This window comes from Streptomyces griseofuscus (assembly GCF_014673495.1).
Lineage (GTDB): Bacteria > Actinomycetota > Actinomycetes > Streptomycetales > Streptomycetaceae > Streptomyces > Streptomyces murinus.
This window is the reverse complement of record NZ_CP051006.1, coordinates 8261093-8280202: the sequence shown is the minus strand read 5'-3', so window position 1 is coordinate 8280202 and position 19110 is coordinate 8261093. Positions and strand designations below refer to the sequence as shown.

Below are 19110 nucleotides of genomic sequence, written 5' to 3'. Positions count from 1 at the left end.
GGTCGTCGGTTCCTCACCGTTCGTGGTCGTTGCCGCCGAGCGCGGCGTCTTCGTCGTCGGGGCCGGTGCCGTGGTCGTCGTCGGCGTCGCCGTACGCGGCGTCCTCGAATTCGCTCAGGATCTGCTCCTCCACCAGGAGCGCCAGGGCGGCGACGGTGCGGGAGACCAGGACATCGCGGGGGGTCAGCGTGATGGCGAACGCGTCGTTGGCGCGGGAGGCGATGAGCAGGGCGCGCATGGAGTCGCCGCCGAGCAGGAAGTAGTCGTCCTCGGCGCCGACGGACGTCCCCAGGGTCTCCTCCCAGATGTCCGCCAGTGCCTCCTCGGTGGGGGTGCGCGGTGCCACGTACTCGGGCCGGTCCCGCTCCTCGGCCGGTGCCGGTGCGGGCAGGGCCGCCCGGTCGGTCTTGCCGTTCTCGGTGAGCGGGAAGCGGTCGAGCGCGACGAACGCCGACGGGACCATGTGGCCCGGCAGGAACCGGGCGGCCAGGGACCGCAGTTCGGCCGGGGCGGGGGGTTCCGCGCCGGGGGCGGTGAGCAGGTGCGCGACCAGGCGCGGCAGTCCGGGTTCGTCCTCGCGTACGGTCACCACCGCGTCCAGCACGTCCGGATGGCGTACGAGGGTCGCCTCGACCTCGCCCGCCTCGATGCGGTGGCCGCGCAGCTTGAGCTGGTGGTCGGTGCGCCCCAGGTAGTGCAGTTCGCCCCCGCTGTCGCGGCGCACCAGGTCGCCGGTGCGGTACATGCGGGTGCCGGGCGGCCCGAACGGGTCGGCGCGGAACCGGGCGGCGGTCAGTCCCGGGCGGCCGAGGTAGCCGCGGGCCAACACCGGTCCGGACAGCCAGAGTTCACCGGGGACACCGGCGGGGACCGGCCGCAGCCGGGCGTCCAGGACGTAGGCGCCGGTGGCGGGCAGCGGGCGGCCGATGGGCGGTGCGCCGCCGTCCGCCGTCAGCGGCGCCGACCAGGTGGCGACGACGGTGGCCTCGGTGGGGCCGTAGGAGTTGACCATGCGGTGGTGCGGCGCCCAGCGGGCCACGAGGTCGGCCCCGCACGCCTCGGCGCCGACGATCAGCGTCTTCAGGTCCGGCAGGGTGCCGGGGGTGCCGGCGGGCAGGGTGGCGAGCGCGGCCGGGGGCAGCAGGGTGTGGGTGATGCGCTCGGCCCGCAGGAGATCGGCCAGTTCGGCGCCGAGCAGCGGTCCCGGCCGGGGGACGACGAGGCGGGCGCCGTGCGGCAGGGCCATGCACAGCTCCAGCACGGAGGCGTCGAAGCTGGGCGTGGCGAAGGCCAGCACCCGGTCGCCCTCGGCCACTTGGTAGTGGGCGGCCTCGGCGGCGGAGAACGCGGCGAGCCCGCGGTGGGTGACGACGACGCCCTTCGGGGTGCCGGTGGAGCCGGAGGTGTAGATGACGTAGGCCGGGTCGTCCAGGTCCAGCGGGCGCCTGCGGTCGGCGTCGCCGGGCCGGTGTCCGGGAACCTCGTCCGGCGGTGCGGCGAGCAGCCCTGCGATCTCCTTGGCGTCGAGGGTCAGGGCGGGGGCCGCGTCGCGCAGCATCAGCGCGATCCGCTCCTCCGGGTAGGCGGGGTCCACGGGCAGGAACGCGGCGCCCGCCTTGGTCACCGCCAGCTGGGCCAGGACCATGTCCACGGAGCGGGGCAGCAGCAGCGCGACGATGTCGCCGGGTCCGGCACCCCGGGCGATGAGCCGGTGGGCCAGCCTGTTGGCCCGCGCCTCCACCTCGGCGAAGGTGAGCAGGGAGCCGGGCGCGGTGAGCGCGGGTGCGTCCGGCCGGCGGTCGACGGCGGCCTCCACGAGGGCGGGCAGGGCAACGGCGGCCACCTCGCCCGAGGCCGGGCGGGAGGGCCCGCGCAGCAGCCGCTCACGCTGTGCGGGCGGCAGCACGTCGAGGTCGTCGAGGCGGGCCGTGCCGTCCGTACCGGCCAGGGTGTGCAGGGTGTGCAGCAGCTGGGCGGCGAGGGAGTCGGCGGTGTCGGCGTCGAAGCACCTCGGGTCGTAGCCGAGTTCGACGGCGAGCCGGTCGCCGGGCGAGACCACCACGGTGAGCGGGTAGTTGGTGGCCTCCCGGGCGTCCAGGTCGCGCAGGGCGAGCCCGTGGGCGCCCGCGGTCGCGTCGCCGACCGGGTAGTTCTCGAACACGACCAGGCTGTCGAACAGGCCGGTGCCGGAGGGCAGTTCGGTGAGGGCGCGCAGCGCGTTGAGGGGCAGGTGGTCGTGGCGCCGGTCCTCCGCCCGCGCCTCCTGCACCGCGCGCAGCCAGCCGGCCGCGGGCGCGCCGCCGTCGACGGCGATCCGGGCGGGCAGCGTGGTGATGAACAGTCCGGTGATGGTGTCGGCGCCGGGCAGGTCGGCGGGCCGTCCGGAGACGGTGGTGCCGAAGCACACCTCCGGCTCGCCGCTCCACCGGGCCAGCAGCAGCGCCCAGGCGCCCTGCACCAGGGTGTTCAGGGTGAGCCGGTGCCTGCGGGCGAACTCCTGGAGCGTGCGGGTCTCCTCGGTGCCGAGCCGCTGCGACAGCCAGGTTCCCGAGCGTGCCGTGGTGCCGGGGGCGGGCCTGCGGTCGTACGGCAGCGGGGTCGGTGTGCGCAGTCCGGCAAGGACGCCGCGCCAGTGGTCCTCGGCGGGGCCGGTGCCCCGGGCGGCCAGCCAGGCGGCGTAGTCCGCGAACGGGCGGCGCTCGGGCAGCCGGGGCCGCTCGCCCCGGGTCAGGGCCTCATGGGCGGCGAGGACGTCGGCCAGGACGTGGAAGACGCTCCAGCCGTCCAGCAGGACGTGGTGGAAGGTCCAGACGACCCGTACCGCGTCCGGTCCGAGCCGGACCAGGGCGAGCCGCAGCAGCGGGGCACGCTCCAGGTCGAGGCCCCGGGCCCGTTCCTCGGCGAGCAGCCGCTCCAGCTCCGCCTCCCGCCGGTCCGCGGGCAGCGTGCTCCAGTCGTGTTCGGTGACGGGCAGCACCACGTCCCGGTGGACGATCTGGAGCGGTACGGGCACGCCGTGCAGGGCGACGGAGGTGCGCAGCACGGGGGTGCGGTCGACGACGTGCCGCCAGGCGGCCGCCAGCGTGCCCGGGTCGCGGGCGCCGTCCGCCACGAAGGTGATCTGCTCGACGTACAGGCCGTGTTCGGCCTCGTCCAGGCCGTGCATCACCATGCCGGTCTGGGTGGGTGTGAGCGGGTACACGTCCCCGACGTCCGTCCCGGTGCCGACGAGCCGGTCGAGAGCGGTCTGGTCCAGTGGCGCGAGCGGGAAGTCGGACGGGGTGCGGCCGCCGGCGCCGGGTTCGGCACAGTGCCGGACGATCGCGCGGAGTTCGTCGGCCAGTTCGGCCGCCAGCCGGGCGACGGTCTCCGGCCGGTGCGCCTCGCGGGAGTACGACCAGGTGAACTCCAGCCGGTCGCCGGTGACCCGGCCGAGGACGTCCAGCAGATAGGGGCGGTCCGCGGCGCGGTCCATGCCGCCGGTGAGCCCGTCGCCGTGGGGTGCGCCCAGCAGGCCGCCGGGTGCGGGGGTCCGGTCCTGCCGGCCGAGGTAGTTGAAGCAGACCTGCGGCAGTCCGGGCAGTGCGGCGCCCGCCGTGGGGTGCAGATGGCGCAGCGCGCCGTAGCCGAGGCCGCCGTTCGGGACGGCCCGCAGGTTCTCCTTGACGGACTTCAGCACGGTGCCGGTGTCCGCGTCCCGTGGGACGTCCAGGGCGACCGGGTACACGGTGGTGAACCAGCCGGTGGTGCGGGCGAGGTCCGTGTCGGCGAGGAGTTCCTCGCGGCCGTGGCCCTCCAGGGTGACCGCCACCCGGTCCCGGCCCGTCCAGCGGGCCAGGACCCGGCCCAGTGCGGTGAGCAGGACGTCGTTGACGCGGGTGCGGTACACGTCCGGCACGTCCTGGAGCAGGCGGCGGGTCTCCTCGGCGTCGAGTCCGGCGGTCAGGCTCTCCTCGTCGGCGACGGTGTTGGCGCCGCCGGTGTGGTCGGCCGGCAGGGCGGTCCCGGTGTCGACGCCCCGCCAGTGGGCGAGTTCGGCGTCGAAGCCGCCCGCCTCGGTGTGCTCGGCGAGCCGCCTGGCCCAGGTCTGGAACGAGGTGCTCTTGGCGCCGAGTTCGGGCCGTGCCCCGTCCCGCAGGGCGCGGTAGGCGCTCTCCAGGTCCTCCAGGATCAGCCGCCAGGACACGGCGTCCACGACGAGGTGGTGGGCGGCGAGCAGCAGCACCGGCCGTCCGGCGCCGCCCGCGCGGCACAGCGCCGCGCGCAGCAGCGGCCCGTGGGCCAGGTCGAACCCGGCACCGAGGGCGGCGGCCACCTCGCGCGGCTCCGCGTCCCGGTGCACCTCCAGGTGCGGTGCGGTGTCGCCGGGCGCGGTGCCGTACTGCCGCCACCGGCCGTCCCCGGCCGTCTCGAAGCGGTGCCGCAGCGCGTCGTGGTGCTCCAGTACGGCGGCCAGGGCGGCCCGCAGCGCCGACTCGTCGGGGTCCTCGGCCAGTTCGAAGGAGACCGTCTGGCTGAAGTGCGCGGGATCGCCGGTGAGCGTGTCGAGCAGCCAGTGCTGTACAGGGGTGAGCGGGCTCTCGCCGGTCACCGGGCCCTGTTCGGCTCCGGCGGACGCGGCGCGGTCGGGCAACTTCTCGGCCGCGGCGGCGAGTTCGGCGAGGGTCTGGTGGGTGAACAGGTGCCGGGGGTTCAGGGCGAGACCGGCCCGGCGGGCCGCCGAGACGATCTGGATGCCCAGGATGGAGTCGCCGCCGAGCATGAAGTAGTTGTCGTCCGCGCCCACTTCGGGCACGCCCAGCACCTCGGACCAGATGGCCGCGAGGGTGTGCTCCGCCTCGGTGTGCGGCGGCCGGCCCGCTCCCGTGCCGGCGGCCGGTGCGGCCTGCTCGGGGGCGGGCAGGGCGCGCCGGTCGAGCTTGCCGGTGGCGCCGAGCGGCAGCCGCTCCAGCGGCAGGACGAGGGCGGGGACCAGGTGGTCGGGGAGGCTGCCCGCGAGGAAGGCGCGCAGTTCGGCGGGGTCCGGCAGAGCGGCCGCGCGGGGCACCGCGTAGCCGATGAGCCGGCGGTGCCCGTCCTGCTCCACCACCCGGGCCGCCGCTCCCGCCACGGCCGGGTGGCGGGCCAACGCGGCCTCCACCTCGCCGAGTTCGATGCGGAAGCCGCGCACCTTCACCTGGTCGTCGCCGCGCCCGAGGTAGACCAGCTGACCGTCGGCCGTCCAGCGGACCCGGTCGCCGGTGCGGTACATGCGGCTGCCGACGGGCCCGAACGGGTCGGGCAGGAAGCGGGCCGCGGTCAGGCCGGGGCGGCGCAGATAGCCGCGGGCCACGCCGGTTCCGGCGAGGAAGAGCTCGCCGGGCGCGCCGACGGGCACCGGGCGCATCCGCTCGTCCAGCACATAGGCGCGGGCGCCGCCGAGCGGCCGGCCGATCGGCGGGTCGCGGTCGGGGTCGGCCGGGTCACAGGTGAAGGCGGTGGCGTAGACGGTGGCCTCGGTGGGCCCGTAGATGTTGCGCACCTCGCTGCCGGGGACGGCGTCGCGGACCCGGCGCACGGTCCGTGCGGGCAGCCCCTCCCCCGCGAGGACCACGGTGTCGGCGGTGACCCGTACGGCGTCCTCGGCGAGCAGCCGGTCCAGGGCGGAGGGCACCGCGCTGAGCAGTCCGGCCCGCCAGGGCCCGGGGCGTTCGGCGAGGGCCAGCAGGTCGCGGACGATCTCGACGCAGCCGCCGGAGAGCAGCGGGGAGAAGATCTCGAAGACCGACACGTCGAAGTTGAGCGAGGTGGAAGCGATCACATGGGCCAGGCCCCGGCCGGTGAACTCGGCCGCCGCCCAGTCGGTCAGGGCGAGGACGGAGGCATGGCTGACGACGACGCCCTTGGGGCGGCCGGTCGAGCCGGAGGTGTGGATCACATAGGCGGGGTGGCCGGGCAGCAGTGCGGTACGGCGTTCGGCGTCGCCGATCGGGGTGGCCGGCAGCCGGGGGTCCGGTTCCTCGTCGAGCAGGATGCGGGTGCACGGCCCCTCGGGCAGCCGTCCGGCGGTCGCGGCGGCCGTGATCACGGCATCGGGCCGTACGTCCTCGAAGAGGAACGCGACGCGCTCGGCCGGGTACTGGGGGTCGACCGGCAGGTATCCTGCGCCGCTCTTGAGCACCGCGAGGAGCGCCACGATCAGGTCGGCGGTGCGAGGCAGGCACAGGGCGACGAAACGCTCGGGTCCGGCGCCCGCGGCGATCAGCCGCCGGGCCAACCGGTTGGCGCGGGCGTCGAGTTCGGCGTAGGTGAGGCACTGGTCGGCGTGACGGACGGCGACGGCGTCCGGGGTGCGCTCGGCCTGCCGTCGGAACGCCTCCGGCAGGGTGCCGTGCGGCGGTTCGGCCACGGGTCCGCTCAGGCGGTCCACCAGCGCCCGCGCGTCGGCCGCGCCGAGCAGGGGCAGTTCGGCGAGGGTGCGGCCGGGGTCGTCGGCCATGCCGGTCAGCAGGGTGCGCAGGCTCTCGCCGAGCGCTCGTACCGTCGTGGCGTCGAAGGCGTCCGGGTCGTAGTCCAGGTTCACGGCCAGGGTGTCGCCGGGCGCGACGACGACGCTGAGCGCGTAGTTGGTCGGTTCCAGGTCCCGTTCCTGCTCCATGGACAGGCCGTACCGGGCCAGCGCGTGCTCGTCGAACGGGTAGTTCTCGAAGACCACGATGGAGTCGAACAGGCTGGTGCCGCCGGGCACTTCGCTCCAGGACTGCAACTGGGCGAGCGAGACGAAGTCATGGCGGCGGGCCTCGGACTGGGCGGCCTGGAGTTCGCGCAGCCAGTCCAGCAGCGGGCGCTCCCCGTCGACGCGGGCCCGGGTGGGCAGGGTGTTGATGAACAGGCCCACCATCGAGGTGACGCCGGGCAGTTCGGCGGGCCGCCCGGAGACGGTGGTGCCGAACACCACGTCGGTGCCGCCGCCGTAGCGGGACAGCAGCAGTGCCCAGGCGCCCTGGATGATGGTGTTCAGGGTGAGTCCGGAGCGCTGGGCGGTCTCGCGCAGCCGTGCCGAGACGTCCGGGGCGAGGGTCGTCCGCACGGTGCCGCAGGAGGAGGCGCGGTGGGCCTCGGCGGGACGCCGGTCCCGGGGCAGTTCGGTGGGGGCCTGGAAGCCGGATAGGGCGGCCCGCCAGTGCCGTTCGACGCGGTCGGTGTCCTGTCCGGCGAGCCAGCGCAAGTACTCGGCGAACGGCCTGCGTTCGGTCGGTCGCGGGCGGCGCCCGGAGGTGAGCGCGGCGTATCGCTCGCAGACCTCGTCGAAGACCTGGGCGGCGCTCCAGCCGTCGAGCAGGACGTGGTGGAACGTCCACACCAGGCGGACCCGGTCGGGCGCGAGCCGGATCAGGGTCAGCCGCATCAGCGGCGCGCTGCCCAGGTCGATGCCCTGTTCCCGGTCCGCGGCGAGCAGTCGTTCCAGGTCGTCCGCGCAGTCGTCGGCGGCCCGGCCGGACCAGTCGTGGTGGGTGACGGGTACGACGGCGCGGTGCCGGACGACCTGGAGCGGCTGCGGGGTCTCCTGCCACACCAGGTGGGTGCGCAGCACCGGGTTGGCGTCCGCGGTGTGCTGCCACGCCCCGGCGAGCGCGTGCGGGTCGGTGACCCCGTTCAGCACCAGCTGCACCTGGTTGACATAGGTGCGGCCGGCCGGGTCGAGCAGGCTGTGGAAGAGCATCCCGGCCTGCATCGGGGTGAGCGGGTAGATGTCCGCGACGTCCCGGCCGGTGCCGGCGACGCGGTCGACGGCGCTCTGGTCCAGGCGGGCCAGCGGGAAGTCCGAGGGGGTGCGGCCGCCCGCCTCGGGGCGGGCGCAGTGCGCGACGATGTCGCCCAGTGCCCGCAGCACGCCCTCGGCGAGCGCGGTGACGGTGTCCTCGTGGTGCCGTCCGGCGCTGTAGTACCAGGTGATCTCCAGCCGGTCGTCCTCGACCCTGGCCACCACGTCCAGCAGGTGCGGGCGTTCGGTGCCGGGGGCCTCGGCGCCGCCCAGGCCGCCGGGCACCGCCCCGACGAGGGTGCCGCCGGCCCCGGACCAGTCGAAGCGGCCCAGGTAGTTGAAGCTGATGGCGGGTTCGGGCGCGCCGGTGAGCCGGGCGTCGCGGACGAGGTGGCGCAGCACGCCGTAGCCGAGACCCCGGTCGGGTACGGCCCGCAGCTGCTCCTTGACGGTCTTCAGGGCGGTGCCCCAGTCGCCGCCCGGGACGGTGAGGGCGACCGGATAGAGCGAGGTGAACCAGCCGACGGTGCGGGACAGGTCGATGTCCTCGAACAGCTGGTCCTCGCGGCCGTGGCCCTCCAGGCCGACGGCGACGGTGTCGTGCCCGGTCCAGTCGGTGAGGACCCGGCCCAGCGCGGTGAGCAGGACGTCGTCGACGCGGGTGCGGTAGGCACCGGGGACGCGGCGCAGCAGGGCGTCGGTGCGGTCGCGGTCCAGCCGGACGGTGACCTCGCGGACGTCGGCCATGGTGTTGCCGCCGGTGCCGTCCACGGGCAGCGGGTCGGCGCAGTGCCGGGCGGCCCGCTCCCAGTGGTCGAGCCGGGCGGCGAAGGTGCCGGCGTGCTCGCGCAGCCTGCGGACCCATGCGTGCGCGGAGGTGGTGCGGGCGGGCAGTCGTACGGGCTCCGCGGTCAGGGCCTGCCGGTAGGCGGTCTCCAGGTCCTCCAGCAGGATGCGCCAGGAGACGCCGTCGACCACCAGATGGTGGGCGACCAGCAGCAGCCGGGCGGGCCGGATGCCGTCCGCGGTGAACAGGCGGGCGGTGAACAGCGGTCCCGTCGCCAGCCGGAGTCCCGCGTGGGCCGCCGCCGTGACGAACTCCTCGGCCCGCGGGTCGTGGACCTGGAGCAGGTCGGGCGCCGGGGCGTCGGCGGCGGGGACGTCCTGCCGCCAGGTGCCGTCGGCGTCGGCGGTGAACCGGGCGCGCAGGGCGTCGTGCCGGGTCCACAGGGCGGTGAGGGCGTGGCGCAGCGCGTCCTCGTCCACCGGTCCGGCCGCCTCGATGAGGACGGACTGGTCGAAGAAGTCGGCGTGCTCCGGCCGCGGGTCGAGGAACCAGTGCTGGATCGGGGTGAGGTCCGCGGCCCCGCTGACCGGTGCGGTGCCGGTGACGGCGGGCGCGGTGGAGCCGTCCGCGGCGGCCAGTTCGGCCACCGTGGGGTGCCGGAAGAGGTCGCGCGGGGTGAGCGTGAGCCCGGCGGCCCGGGCGCGGGAGACGACCTGGATGCTGAGGATCGAGTCGCCGCCCAGCATGAAGAAGTTGTCGTCGACGCCGACCCGTTCGACCCCCAGCAGCTCCGCCCAGATCCCGGCGAGCAGCCGTTCGGTTTCGGTGCTCGGGGCGCGGTGGGCCGACTCGGCTCCGGCCCCCCAGTCGGGTGCGGGCAGCCTGCGCCGGTCGACCTTGCCGTTGACCGTCAGCGGCAGCTCGGACACGGTGACGAACGCGGCGGGCAGCATGTAGTCGGGCAGACCGTCCGCGAGGTGCGCGCGCAGCTCGGCTGCGGCCGGGACCTCGGCGCCCGGGGCCGGGACGAGGTGGGCGGCCAGGCGTTTGCGTCCGGCGTCCTGGTAGAGGGAGACGACGGCCTCGGCGACGGCGGGGTGGGCGGTGAGCCGGGCCTCGATCTCGGCGGGTTCGACGCGGAAGCCGCGGATCTTGATCTGGTCGTCCGCGCGGCCGACGAAGTGCAGCTCGCCTTCGGCGCTCCAGCGCACGATGTCCCCGGTGCGGTACATCCGTTCCCCGGGCGGCCCGAACGGGTCGGCGAGGTAGCGGGCGGCGGTCGCGCCGGGCCGGCCCGCGTAGCCCCGGGCCAGTCCGGCGCCCGCGAGGTACAGCTCACCGGGGATGCCGGGCGGCTGCGGCTGGAGGGCGGCGTCCAGGACGTACACACGGGTGTCGTCCAGCGGGCGGCCGATGGGGAGCACGGCGGGCAGCGGGTCACCGGCGCGGAAAGCGCGGCGGGTGGCGAAAGTGGTCGTCTCGGTGGGGCCGTAGCCGTCCATGACGGTCAGGCCGGGGCAGGCGTCCAGCACCCGGCGCACCACCGCGCCCGGCACCGCCTCGCCGCCCGTCCACACCTCGCGCGCGCCGCGCAGGCAGCCGGGGTCCTCCTGGGCGAGGAGCCGGAACAGTCCCGCGGTCAGCCACAGGCAGCTGACCCGCTGTTCCGTGACGGCCCTGCGGACCTGGGCGGCGTCCAGGTCGACGGGCGGGGCGAGCACGGCGGTGCCGCCGCGCAGCAGCGGCACCCACACCTCGTAGGTGGCGGCGTCGAAGGCGTGCGGCGAGTGCACGAGGACCCGGTCGTGCCCGGCGAAAGCGCGGTCCAGGGCGAGCGCGGCGACATCCCGCTGGCGCACCGCGACGCCCTTGGGGGTGCCGGTGGAGCCCGAGGTGAACATCAGGTACTGCGCGTTGTCGGGGTGGACGGGCGGCAGGGAGCGGGTGGGTACGGGGGTGTCCACGCCGGGCGTGTCGTCGGCGCGCAGCACGCCGTCGCCCGGCAGCACCTCCTGGGCCGTCTGTGCCCAGGCGGCGTCGGTGAGCAGCAGATCGGCGCCGGCCTCGGCCAGCATCCGGCGCAGCCGTTCGGCGGGCGCCCTGCCGTCCAGCGGCACGTACACCCCGCCGGTGCGCACGAGGGCAAGCTGGGCGACGACCAGGGCCGTGGAGCGGTCCATCAGCACGCCGACCGGGCGTTCCGGCCGTACCCCGAGGCCGGTGAGCCGGGCCGCCAACCGGGCGGCACGGGCGTCGAGTTCGGCGTAGGTGAGGTGTTCGTCGCCGGCTTCCAGGGCCATGGCGTCGGGGGTGCGGCGCACCTGCGCGACGAAGAGGCCGGCGACGGTGGCGGGAGGCCGGCCGGTGGCGGTGTCGTTCCAGGCGCGCAGCACCTGCTCGCGGCGGTCCGGGGCGAGCAGCGGGAGCCGGGCGGGTGGGCGCCGGGTGCCGTCGGGCATCCCCGTGAGCAGCACGGTGAGGTATTCGGCCAGCCGCTCGGCGGTCCCCGCGTCGAACAGGTCGGGGTCGTACCCGAGGCGCAGGGTCAGCTCCTGCCCGGGGTAAGCGGTCAGGCTCAGCGGGTAGTTGGTGGTCTCGATGCCCTCCAGGCCGCTCAGGCGCAGTCCGTGGGCGGCGGCGAGGTCGTCGTCCACCGGGTAGTTCTCGAAGACGACGATGCTGTCGAACAGGGCGACGCGTTCAGGCAGTTCGGTGAGGGCGCGCAGCCGGGTGAGCGGCAGGTGGTCGAACCGCCGGTCCTCGCTCTGCTCGTGCTGGAGGGCGCGCAGCCAGTCGAGGAGGGTCCCGTGCTCGGGGACGGCGGCCCGGGTCGGCAGGGTGGTGATGAACAGGCCGGTCATGGCGTCGGCGCCGGGCAGCTCGGGCGGGCGGCCGGAGACGGTGGTGCCGAACACCACCTCGTCCCGCCCCGACTGGCGGGCCAGCAGCAGCGCCCAGGCGCCCTGCACCAGGGTGTTGAGGGTCAGCCCGGAGGTCCGCGCCAGCTCCTCCAGCGCCCGGCTCGCCGCCGCGGGCAAGGTGGCCCGTACGGCGTGGGTGGACTCGGCGCGGTGGCTCTCGCGCGGTTCGCGGTCGTACGGCAGCGGGGTGGCCTCGGTCAGCCCGGCCAGCCGGTGCCGCCAGTGCCGTTCGGCCTCCGCGGTGTCACGGGCGCGCAGCCAGCCGACGTAGTCCCGGTACGGCGGGCGGTCCGGGAGGGCGTCAGGGCCGGTGCCGCCGTGCAGGGTGAAGACGTCCGAGAGGACCTGGAAGAGGCTCCAGCCGTCGAGGAGCAGATGGTGGAAGGACCACACCACGCGCACCGCGGTGTCGGACACCCGGGCGAGGAGGAGGCGCTGGAGCGGGGCGCGCCCGAGGTCGATGCCCTCGGCGCGGTCGCGGTCCAGGACGTCGTCCAGCCGGGTGCGCCGCTCCCCCTCCGTCAGGTCCCGCCAGTCCAGGTGGGTGACCGGTACGGCCGCGTGCCGCCGGACCACGAGCAGCGGCTCGGGCACGTCCTGCCAGACGACCCGGCCGCGCAGCACCTCGGCCTGGTCGGTCACCCGTTGCCAGGCGGCGGCGAGGGCCCCCGGCTCGGGCACGCCGTCCAGGACGAAGGTGAGCTGCTGGAAATAGACGCCGCGGTCGTCCTGGGACAGGCCGTGGAAGAGCATGCCCGCCTGGGTCGGGGTGAGCGGCAGGATGTCCGCGACGGCCGCCGGGTCCGTGCCGGTGAGGCGGTCCACGGCGTGCTGGTCGAGCCTGGCCAGCGGGAAGTCGGACGGGGTGCGCCCGGCGGCGCCCGGCCGGGCGGCGAACCGGGCCAGGTCCGCGAGCGCGTCGGCGAAGCGTCCGGCCAGCTCCCCGACCGTGTCCTCGGCGTGCAGCCGGTCCGAGTAGAACCAGGTGAACTCAAGCTGCTCGTCGACCAGTTGGCCGACGACCTCCAGGGCGTGCGGGCGCTCGGCGGCCGGGTCGGCGTCCAGTTCCAGCGGCCGGACGGTGCCCCGGTAGAGTCCGTCGGGCGCGGCCGAAGCCCCCATCCGGCCCAGGTAGTTGAAGCTGATCTGGGCGTCCGGGGTGCCGGGATCGCCGCCGGGTCCGGTCAGGTGGCGCAGCGCGTCATGGCCCAGGCCGTGCCGGGGTATCGCGCGCAACTGCTCCTTGACGCGCTTCAGTACGGCGTCCCAGTCGTCCTCACCGGGGACGGCGAGGGCGACGGGGTAGCGGGTGGTGAACCAGCCGACCGTGCGGCTGATGTCCAGCTCGGGGAAGAGTTCCTCGCGGCCGTGCCCTTCGACGTCGACCACCACCCGGTCCCGGCCGCTCCAGGCGCACAGGGCGCGGCCGAGGGCGCTGAGCAGGACGTCGTTGATCTGGGTGCGGTAGGTGTCGGGCAGGGTGTGCAGCAGGACCGAGGTGTCCTCGGGGGCCAGCCGCAGGGTGAACGCGCGCTGCGAGGCGTAGGTGTTGGCGCCGTGCTCCGGGCCGGCCGCCACCACCGGTTCGGTGTCCGGGACCGCCCGGGCCCAGTACTCCCGCTCGTCCTCGAAGCCGCCGTCCGCCGCGTGGGCGGCCAGCCGTCGGGCCCATTGGCGCAGCGGCGAGGACTTGGCGGGCAGGGCCGTCGCGCCGTCGGCGCCGGTGCGGCGGGCCCGGTAGGCGCGGTCGAGGTCCTCCAGCAGCACCCGCCAGGACACGCCGTCGACCACCAGGTGGTGGACCGCGAGGTGCAGTACGGCGGGCCGGCCGGGTCCGCGCTCGTGCAGCACGGCGCGCAGCAGTGGCCCCCGGGCGAGGTCGAAGGGCCCGAAGTGCGGGGTGTCCGTGCCCGGTCCGGTGTGCCGGGCCAGCCGGATCCGGGGCATCCGCTCGTCGATGAACCAGACGGCCTCGCGCCCGTGCCCGCCGGTGTCGGCGAACCGGGAGCGCAGGGCGTCGTGGTGCCCGGCGAGGTCGTTCAGCGCGTCCTCCAGCGCGGCCGCGTCCAGGTCGTCGGGCACCTGGACGGAGAGCGCCTGGGAGAAGTGTCCGGCGTTCCGCACATCGGCGCCGAACAGCCAGTGCTGGATGGGCGTCAGCGGGGCCGTGCCGGTGGCCTCCTCCGGTGCCGGGGCGGTCTCGTGGAGCCGTCCCGCGGCGTCGGCGCAGCGGGCCAGGGCGGCGACCGTCTGGTGCTGGTAGACGTCCCGCGAGGTCAGCGCGAGGCCGTCCTGCCGGGCGCGGGCCACGACCTGGATGCTGAGGATCGAGTCGCCGCCGAGTTCGAAGAAGTTGTCGTCGACGCCGATGCGTTCCGTACGCAGCACCTCCGCCCAGATCGCGGCCAGCGTGCGCTCGGTGGGGGTGCGGGGCGCGACATGCCGTACGGCGCGCACGGCGGGGCCCGGGTCGGGGAGCCGGCCGCGGTCGACCTTGCCGTTCGGGCTGAGCGGCAGGCTCGCCAGGACGACGACGGTCGCCGGGACCATGTAGTCGGGCAGGCTGCGGCCGAGTTCCCGCCGTACGGCCTCCGGTTCCACCGCCTGACCGGCGGCCGGGACGACATAGCCGACCAGGCGCCGGTGGTCCTCGCCCTCGCCGGTGACGGCGGTGGCGGCGGCGTGGGCCACGCCTGCGCAGCCGCGCAACGCCTCCTCCACCTCGCCCAGTTCGATACGGAAGCCGCGCACCTTGACCTGCTGGTCGATCCGGCCCACGTACTCCAGGCGGCCGTCGGCGGCGCGGCGCACCAGGTCGCCGGTGCGGTACATGCGCTCGCCGGGCGCGCCGAACGGGTCGGCGACGAACCGGGCCGCGGTCAGCGCGGGACGGCGCAGGTAGCCGCGGGCCAGACCGGCGCCGCCGAGGTACAGCTCACCGGTGACGCCGACCGGCTGGGGCCGCAGCCGGCCGTCCAGGACGTAGGCCCGGGTGAGCGCGACCGGTTCGCCGATGGGCGGGGACTGGTCGGGCAGCCGGTCACCGGCGAACCAGGCGGTGGCGTACACGGTGGCCTCGGTGGGGCCGTAGATGTTGGCGATACGGGCCGCGGGCATGGCGGCCCGCAGATCGTGCGCGGTCTGCGCGGGCAGGGCCTCGCCGGCCAGGACGACGGTGTCCGCGGTCAGCGGCGCCGTACCGCCCGCGACCAGACGGGAGACGACCGAGGGCACCCCGCTGAGCAGCCCGGCGTGCCGGGGCCCCGAGCCGTCGGCGAGGGCCGGCAGATCGGCGACCATCTCGACGGTGCCGCCGGCCGTCAGGGGGCACAGCAGCTCGAAGACCGAGACGTCGAAGTTGAGGGAGGTGGAGGCGATCACATGGCCGAGCCCGGCGGATCCGAACCGCTCGCCCGCCCACGCGGCCAGGGCGGCGACGCTGCGGTGGGTCACCACCACGCCCTTGGGGCGGCCGGTGGAACCCGAGGTGTAGATGACGTACGCGGGATGGTCCGGCAGCAGCGGCCGGATCCGGTCGGCGTCGGTGAGATCTCTGTCCGGGCGTGCCGCGTCGTCGAGTTCCGTACCGGCCCGCGCCGCGTCGTCGGCCCGCGCCGCAGCGTCGGCCCACACCGCTTCGTCGCACTCGTCCAGCAGCAGCGGCGCGCAGTCGTCGGGGAGGGCGGCGGCGGTCTCGCGGGTGGAGAGGACCAGGGTGGGCCGGGCGTCGCCGAGCATCAGCCGGATCCGCTCGACCGGATAGCCGGGGTCGACGGGGAGATAGGCGGCACCCGAGGTGAGCACGGCCCACAGCACGGGCACGAGATCGGCGGAACGCGGCAGGCAGAGCGCGACCAGGGTCTCGGGTCCCGCGCCCCGCTCGATGAGCAGCCGGGCCAGCCGGTTGGCGCGCCGGGCGACCTCGCCGTAGTCGAGCCGGGCGGTGCCGTGGACGACGGCGGTACGGTCCGGGGTGCGGGCCGCCTGTGCGTGGAACAGCTCGGGCAGCGTGCCGTGTCCGGTGCTCGCGGCGCGGCGGGCGGGCGGGTTCCAGGTGTCCACCAGCGTGCGCTGCTCCTCGGCCGAGAGCATGGGCAGCTCGGCCAGCGGGCGGCCCGGGCCGTCGGCCATGCCTTCCAGCAGGCGGTGCAGATGGGCGGTCAGGCGGGCCGCGGTCGCCGCCTCGAACAGGTCCGTGTTGAACTCGGCGGTCAGCACGCAGCCGCCGTCCGCGTGCGGCGTGAACTCCAGAACCAGGTCGAAGCGCGCGGCCGGGCGGGGCAACGGGTGCTCCGCGAGGCTCAGTTCACCGGCGCGCGGCGGGACGGGCAGGGCGGTCTGCTGCACGACGAGCACCTGCACCAGCGGGGTGCGGCTGGGGTCGCGGGGCGGGGCCAGTTCCTCCACGACCCGGTCGAACGGCACCCCGTCGTGGGCGAAGGCGTCCAGCACCGTCGTCCGCATGCTCTCCACGAACCGGTCGACGGTCGCCCCTTCGTCCACCTCGCCGCGCAGCACCACCGTGTTGGCGAAGAAGCCCGCCACGTCCTCCAGGTCGCGCCGGGCGCGTCCGGTGGTCACGGTGCCGAACGCGATGTCCCGCTGGCCCGAGTAGCGGGCGAACAGCAGCGCGGCGGCGCCCGCGAACAGGGTGAAGACCGTGGTGCCGCGTCCCGTGGCCAGTTGCCGCAGCCGGGTCACCAACTCGGCGGGCAGCGCGTGCCGGTGGGCGGCACCGGCGGTGGTGCGCACGGCCGGGCGGGGCCGGTCGGCGGGCAGCTCCAGGTGCTGGAGTCCGGCCAGGTGCCGCTTCCAGTAGGCGAGATCGGCCGTGTCCGCGCCGGAGGTCCGCTGCCGCCGTTCCCACACCGCGAAGTCCGGGTACTGCACGCCCGGTCGCGGCAGGCCGTCCGGCTCGCCGGTGGTCTCGGCGTGGTAGAGGGCGGCGAGTTCACGGGTCAGGATGCCCACCGACCAGCCGTCGGTGACGATGTGGTGCTGGGCGAGCAGGAGCAGGTGGTCCTCGTCGGCGAGCCGTACCAGCAGGGCCCGGGTGAGCGGCCCGGCGGCCAGGTCGTGGGGGCGGCCCAGTTCCTCCGTGAGCAGGGCCTCGGCGGCTTCGGCGCGGCGCGCCGGGGGCAGGTCGCGGACGTCGGCCGTGCGCAGCGGCAGGTCCGGTTCCGCCGCGATCCGCTGGAGGGCCTGTCCGTCCGCCGTGGCGAAGGTGGTGCGCAGGGCGGCGTGCCGGGCGGCGAGGCGGTGCAGGGACCGTCGCAGCGCGTCCGGGTCCAGGGCGCCGCGCAGCCGCAGGGAGACACCGGTGTTGTACTCGGTGCCGCCCGCGCTGAGTTCGTCCAGGTACCACAGCCGCCGTTGCGCGCTGGACAGCGGCAGCCCGTCCTCGTGCGGGGCCGGGGGTATCGGCTCGGTGGGCGCGGCGGCCGACGGGTCGGCGAGGAGCGGGGCGAGGGCGGCGATCGTCCGCGCCGAGAAGACATCGCGCACGGTCAGCCGGACACCCAGTTCGTCCCGGATCCGGGACAGGGTGCGGGCGGCGAGGATGGATTCGCCGCCGAGGTCGAAGAAGTCGTCCGTCACACCGATCTCGGCCACGCCCAGGACGTCCGACCAGATCGCCGCGAGCGCTCGTTCCTCGCCGGTGCGCGGCGCCAGGCGGCCGGCCGCGACCGTGCGCTCCGGCGCGGGCAGGGCCCGTCGGTCGATCTTGTTCTGCGGGGTGAGCGGCATCCGGTCGAGCACCACGACCGCGGCCGGCACCATATGGGCGGGCAACCGCGCGGCCACCGCGGCCCGCAGTGCGGCCGGGTCCAGGGGGGCATCCGGGCCCAGGTGGGAAGGGCGAGGTAAGGAGGCGGCCGGGTCGGGGGCGCCGGCGGGCCGCTGTCCGGCCGGGGTGACATACCCGACCAGGCGCTGGTGCCCCGGCTCGTCCTCGCGTACGACGACCACGGCCTCGCCGACGGCACCGGCCCGGCGCAGGGCGGCCTCGATCTCGCCGGGCTCGATCCGGAAGCCGCGGATCTTCACCTGCCGGTCGAGGCGGCCCAGGAACTCCAGTTCCCCGTCGGAGATCCGGCGCGCCCGGTCCCCGGTGCGGTACAGACGGGCACCGGCCGGGCCGAAGGGATCGGGGACGAAGCGGGTGGCGGTCAGGCCCGGACGGCCGAGGTAGCCGCGGGCCACCGCGTCACCGCCCACGAACAACTCGCCGTCCGTGCCGGGCGGCACGGGCCGCATCGCCGGGTCGAGCACGTAGGTCCGGGTGTGCGGCAGGGCGTCGCCGATCGTCGGGGTGCCCCGGCCGGCGGTGAGGGGCCCGGTCCAGGTGGCGACGATGGTGGTCTCGGTCGGACCATAGGAGTTGATCATGCGGCGGCCGGGTGCCCAGGTGTCGACGAGCCCGGCCGGGCAGGCTTCGGCGCCCACGATCAGCGTGCGCAGATGGCGTCCCGTGCCGGTCTCGGGCCCCGGCAGGGTGGCGAGCGCGGCCGGTGGGATGAGGGCGTGGGTGATGCGGTGCTCGTCCAGGACGGCGGCGAGTTCGTCGCCCAGCCAGGGGCCGTGCGGCGGTACGACGAGGGTGGCACCGCACAGCACCGAGATGAACAGCTCCAGGACAGAGGCGTCGAAGCTCGGCGAGGAGAACTGGAGCACCCGGTCACCGGGGCCCACGGCGTACCGCTCGGCCGCCGCGGTGACGAAGCCGCCGATGCCGCGGTGGGTGACCGTCACGCCCTTGGGGGTGCCGGTGGAACCGGAGGTGTAGATGACGTACGCCGCACTGTCGGCCCCGGCCCGCGCCCCGTCGACCGGCCCGCCGTCGCGCTCCCCCGCGGACCCCGCGCCATCGCGGACGTCGGGCGACGCGCCGCCCCGACCGGAGGCATCGAGGGCGACACCGGACGCGGAATCATCGACACGCACCCCGGCGACCGCCTCCCCGCCCCGCTCCCCCACAGGCCCCGCACCATCGCGAACGCCGGCCGACACGCCGACCCGACCAGGGACGCCGAAGGTGACACCGGACGCGGAATCATCGGCGCGCACCCCGGCGACCGGCCCCTCACCCCGCTCCCCCACAGGCTCCGCAGCATCGCGGCCGTCGAGCACCTCGCCCACCCGGCCCACGTCGTCGAGGGTGACGGCGGGTGCCGCGTCGGCGAGCATCAGGGCCCGGCGCTCGGCGGGGTAGCCGGGGTCCACGGGCAGGAAGGCGGCACCGGCCCGGGAGACGGCCAGTTCGGCGGCGATGAGTTCCATGGAGCGCGGCAGGACCAGCGCGACCACCCGGTCGGGCCCGGCGCCCCGGCGTATCAGATGTGCGGCCAACCGGTCGGCACGCTCGGCCAGTTGACGGTAGGTCCAGGTCCGCCGGCCGTCCGTGAGGGCCGGTGCGTCCGGGGTGCGGGCCACCCAGGTGGCGAACAGCGCGCCGAGCATCGGGTGCGCCCCGGTCGTGCTGCTCTCCGCCACGCCGGTGGGGCCGGAGCGGGGCAGGGCGGGCGCCGATACGGGCTTGTCGTGCGGGTCCGTCATGGGTGTAGTCCTTTGGAGAGCGGGACGATGCGGCACGGGCCAGGAGGGCGAGCCGGGCCCGCCGCGGGGGCGGCGCGCTGGGACGGGGGGCACACCGGGTG

Annotated in this window: 1 protein-coding gene; it reads right to left on the bottom strand. The window is 75.7% G+C overall.

The genetic code is table 11. The annotated features are described in order from the left end of the window. Positions 1–13: 13 nt before the first annotated feature. Positions 14–19009, bottom strand: a complete 18996-nt coding sequence (locus tag HEP81_RS37495) for a non-ribosomal peptide synthetase (protein WP_078967411.1) — start codon at positions 19007–19009, stop codon at positions 14–16. Positions 19010–19110: the final 101 nt, after the last annotated feature.

What these genes read in the sequence shown, in the direction of transcription:
- HEP81_RS37495 (WP_078967411.1), bottom strand. Translation starts at nt 19,009, where the DNA reads ATGACGGACCCGCACGACAAGCCCGTATCGGCGCCCGCCCTGCCCCGC.